We start from the raw sequence: 4,243 nt of genomic DNA on the forward strand, positions 1-4,243 counted from the left end.
GTCGGCGCTATCCTTCCCTGCCCTGAAGGACGGGGCTTGTCGCGCCTTTTGGTCAACTCAAGACAATTGGGCAGCAACGGCTTTCAGCAGGCGTTTCTGGTCAACGGGCTTCGTCAGATAGGCATCGGAGCCAAAACATAGCCCCTGTTCAATCTCTTCGGGAGAGATTTTCGAGGAGAGAAAGACGAAGGGGATGTGAGCTGTAGACTGATCCCATCTCAGGGCATCCAGCACCCCATAGCCGTTCAGCTTGGGCATCACCACATCGCACAACACCAAGTCGGGCATCAGGGTGCGCACCATCTGCAAGCCCTCTTCTCCATCGGTGGCCGCCACCGTGTCGTACCCCGCTCGTTGCAACACCTTCTGCAGATAGGTGCGAATAGAGGGTTCGTCTTCAATCACCAGGATGCGTTTGGACATAACTTTGTAAGAAATTAAACAAAGACTTGGCCCAACCTGTCGGGCCTACTGTCCGCCTTCCCGGAGCCAGAGAGATCCGAGTTGATGCAAGAACAAGTCGAAGAACTACAGCTGCAGCATAGGGAAACTCTGGAAAAAAAAACTCCGCCAAATCGCTCATTCTGGGATCTCCCTGCTCTGCAAAAATCCTGATAGAGTGCGGAACAACTTTCCTCATCCGCAGATTTGCGGTTATGCCAGAAACCCCCCTCCTCCTTTGGGAGAAGTGAAGGCAGCCTATTCCGAAGTCAGTTGACGTTCCATCAGGCGGGTGAGGGCGGCGGTGGGGGTGGTCTGCCCTTGCAACAACAGATGCACTTCCTGGGTGATGGGCACCTGAATGCCGTGCTGGGCAGCGATCTCGACCACGACGGGAGCGGTGTAAACCCCTTCGGCGGTGCCCTCGATCTCCGCCAAAATCTGCGACAAGGGTTGGCCCTGGCCTAGCCCGTAGCCCACTCGGTAGTTGCGGCTCAAGCGGCTGTGGCAGGTGGCCAGCAGATCCCCCAACCCCGACAGGCCGTTGAAGGTTTCTGCCCGTGCCCCCAGCTTAGATCCCACCCGGATCATCTCTGCCAGGCCGCGGGTAACCAGAGCCGCACGAGCATTGGCCCCCAGTTGCAAGCCATCACACACGCCAACAGCGATGGCGATAACATTTTTCAGGGTGCCGCCTAGCTCCACTCCCAGCGGATCGCTGCTGGTATAGAGGCGGAACCGCTCCGAGGAAAGGGCATACTGCACCTGCACAGCGGCCCAGGGATCCCGGCTGGCCACCACTGCCGCTGCCGGCAAGCCTTGGCGGATCTCCGCCGAAAGATTAGGCCCCGAAAGCACCACCAGGGGCTGCTCCGGGAAGGTGGCCCCCCAAATTTGGGTAGGGGTCAGAAGCTGCAGTGGATCCAACCCTTTGGTGGCCGAGACCAAAATTGCCTGCGGCGGGATCCCCACTTGGCGCACCGCTTCCACCACAGGGCGTACCCCCGCCATAGAGACGGCTGAGATGAGGATTTGGGATCCCTGGAGCACTTCTGCCAAATCCAGGCCCTTGCGGCGATTCCAAACCCGCACCCGGTGCCCTTGCCCCTGAGCCAGCATCGCCAGGGTACTTCCCCAAGCCCCGGCTCCCAAAATGGCAACGCTTTGCGGGGATGTTGGGCTTTGGCCTTCTGCGCTAGTGTTCATCTAATCTGTTCACCCGCAGACTTTCTCTTAAGCTTTCTTCGTAGGATGCCTCTCAAAAAGCCTGCGCCGGCAAAGGGAAGACCGGCGACAAAGGTTAGTATGGGTGGATACCAAATCATGGGTTAGCTCGAGAGCAGACGACATGGCAGAAGCAGGGATCCCCCGCCTTCCTCCTGAGGTAGCTGCCAAAATGGGAACCTGGCAGCACGGGTATGCCCTTACCAATGGCATTCAACTGCACTACGTCACCCAAGGGGAAGGGGAGCTGGCGATCTTGTTGCACGGTTTCCCGGAGTTTTGGTACTCCTGGCGGCATCAGATTCCGGTGTTGGCGCAGCGGTTTCGCGTGGTGGCACCCGATATGCGCGGCTACAACGATTCCGACAAACCGGATCACGGCTATGACCTGGATACCCTTACCGAGGATATCCGCGGCTTGCTAAGCCACTTTGGGGCCCGAAGAGCGGTGGTTGTAGCCCACGATTGGGGGGGAGCCATTGCCTGGCACTGGGCGCAATTTTTCCCTGAGGAGATTCGCAAGCTGGCCGTCCTCAATTCTCCCCATCCGGCCTGCTTCCGGCGGGAGTTCTTGAGCAACTTGGATCAACTGCGCCGCAGTTGGTACTTGTTCTTTTTTCAATTGCCTTGGCTGCCAGAGTGGGTGCTGCAATGGGACTTGGGAGATTGGGTGCGCCGCATTTTCCAGGAAACTTCGGTGCGCAAAAGCGCCTTCACCCGCCACGACCTCAAGCTCTACCAAGAGGCCCTCTCCAAACCCAAGGTTCTCACCTCTGCCCTCAACTACTACCGCCAGCTTTTTAACCTGCCCACTTTGCAGAACCTGTTTTTGCAGCCCATGCGGCAAATCCTCGCCCCCACCCTGCTGATTTGGGGAGAAGAAGACTTTGCCCTCAGCCGCGAGCTAACCGAGGGGATGGATCCCTTTTTCCCCAACGGCCTGCGCAAGGAGTACATCCCCGAATGCGGCCATTGGGCGCAGCAGGAAGCTCCGCAAACGGTCAATCGGCTGCTGATGGAGTTTCTCTAGCGGGCCGGGCTTGGGATCCGCTCTTTACCATCTTCAAGGGTTGACCCTAGAATAATCCACTGAATTCTACGGGAGAACCGGCATGGCCCTGGAGTATCCATCCCATCTGCGCTACGTGGACACCCACGAGTACATCCATGTCGAGGATGATATTGCGGTGATTGGGATCACGGCTTATGCCGTCGATCAACTGGGGGATATCGTTTTCGTGGGCTTGCCCGAAGAAGGGACAGAGATTGAAAAAGGGGAAAGCTTTGGCTCAGTGGAATCGGTCAAAGCCGTCGAAGATCTCTATGCCCCTCTTTCTGGAGAGGTGGTGGCCGTGAATACAGCGGTGGTGGAGAGCCCCGAAAGCCTTGCCGACGATCCCTATGGCGATGGCTGGCTGATCAAGGTGCGCATTGCCAACCCCGAAGATCTCGAGGACACCATGAGCGCCGAAGCCTACGCCAGTTTGGTGGAGGGATCCTAAACTCCAGCAGTTGGCCCTGAACTACAGCAAAGTCTCTCGGTTACCCCCCTCAGCTTTGGCTTGGTAGAGGGCCTTGTCGGCAGCAGCCAGCAGACTTTGTGGGTCAGTTCCCTCTCCCAGCTCCAGCAGAGAGGCGATGCCCACACTGCAGCTTAGGGAGATGGTCTCCGTCCCCGCCTGCACCAACAGGGTCTGGACAGCCTGCCGCAAGCGTTCTGCCAGCCCTAGGATCTGCGAGTTCGGGATCCCGCGCACCAGCAGGGCAAACTCATCGCCCCCCAAGCGGGCCACCAGATCGTCTTGGCGAACGTGAGCTTGCAATCGCCGCGCCACCTGGATTAAGGTTTGATCCCCAGCCCAGTGCCCCCAGCGGTCGTTGATTTGCTTAAACCCATCCAAATCCAGATAGAGCACGTGGAGGGGAATGCGATGGCGAAGGGCAAAGGGGATCTCCAGCTCCAGTTGCTTCAGGAAAAAACGTCGGTTATGCAAGCCGGTCAGCGGGTCATAGAGGGCGGCAGTGGCCATTTGCAAAAAGAAGGCTTCTTCTGCCGCGTCGTAGTAGGCAAACTTGAGGGTGCTGGCCCCCACTTGAATGCGATCTCCATCCTTCAGGAGAACGCGGCTGATGCGCTCGCCGTTAACATATGTGCCGTTGAGGCTCTCCAGGTCGGTGAGGACATAACCTTCATCTTCTCTCTCCAGCCGACAGTGCTGCCGGGAGACGGCGTGATCCAAGAGCTGAATGTCCGCGCGGTGGCTGCGCCCCAAAACCCCACCCCTTGCCAAGGGAAACGTCATGCCCACATTGGCACCGCTGAGCACCGTTAGAAAGGCCGCAGTTGCCTCAGGCTGGGGTCTGCGCTCGTAAAACTCCAAGGGGATCTGAGTGGTTGGCTCCTCTGGCAACTGAGAGAGAGGGTCGAGAGGCATGGAGAGGCCCAACGAATTGTGCGGGTTAGCAGTAAGCACTCGTTATATCCGTATTATGTCGGTTTTCCCAAGGGTGCATTTGGGTAGATGGGGGTCGTCTTGCCGGTTCTGATCTGTAAACCTGCGGAACTCTGGAGTTTATC

At 58.0% G+C, this 4,243-nt stretch carries 5 protein-coding genes; 2 read left to right on the forward strand and 3 right to left on the reverse strand.

From position 1 onward, the window contains the following. Nucleotides 1-57: 57 nt before the first annotated feature. Nucleotides 58-423, reverse strand: a complete 366-nt coding sequence (locus NW829_RS11785) for a response regulator (RefSeq protein WP_011432017.1) — start codon at nt 421-423, stop codon at nt 58-60. A gap of 276 nt (nt 424-699) precedes the next feature. Beyond that, on the reverse strand, nt 700-1,647 hold the full coding sequence (locus NW829_RS11790) for an NAD(P)H-dependent glycerol-3-phosphate dehydrogenase (protein ID WP_011432015.1): 948 nt from the start codon (nt 1,645-1,647) through the stop codon (nt 700-702). A 142-nt stretch (nt 1,648-1,789) separates the two neighbouring features. Between NW829_RS11790 and NW829_RS11795 the strand changes: the two genes are divergently transcribed. Together NW829_RS11795 and gcvH are read left to right on the forward strand one after the other, a co-directional pair. Further along, nucleotides 1,790-2,695, forward strand: a complete 906-nt coding sequence (locus NW829_RS11795) for an alpha/beta fold hydrolase (RefSeq protein WP_011432014.1) — start codon at nt 1,790-1,792, stop codon at nt 2,693-2,695. Between the two features lie 82 nt (nt 2,696-2,777). Next, the gene (gcvH, locus tag NW829_RS11800; protein ID WP_011432013.1) at nt 2,778-3,167 is read left to right on the forward strand and encodes a glycine cleavage system protein GcvH; all 390 of its coding nucleotides are present in this window, start codon (nt 2,778-2,780) and stop codon (nt 3,165-3,167) included. A gap of 21 nt (nt 3,168-3,188) precedes the next feature. On the opposite strand, the gene NW829_RS11805 is transcribed toward gcvH, so the two are convergent. Further along, the gene (locus tag NW829_RS11805) at nt 3,189-4,139 is read right to left on the reverse strand and encodes a diguanylate cyclase (protein ID WP_414417159.1); all 951 of its coding nucleotides are present in this window, start codon (nt 4,137-4,139) and stop codon (nt 3,189-3,191) included. Between the last annotated feature and the right edge of the window lie 104 nt (nt 4,140-4,243).

It is taken from the genome of Synechococcus sp. R55.8 (genome assembly GCF_047461895.1).
GTDB lineage: Bacteria > Cyanobacteriota > Cyanobacteriia > Thermostichales > Thermostichaceae > Thermostichus.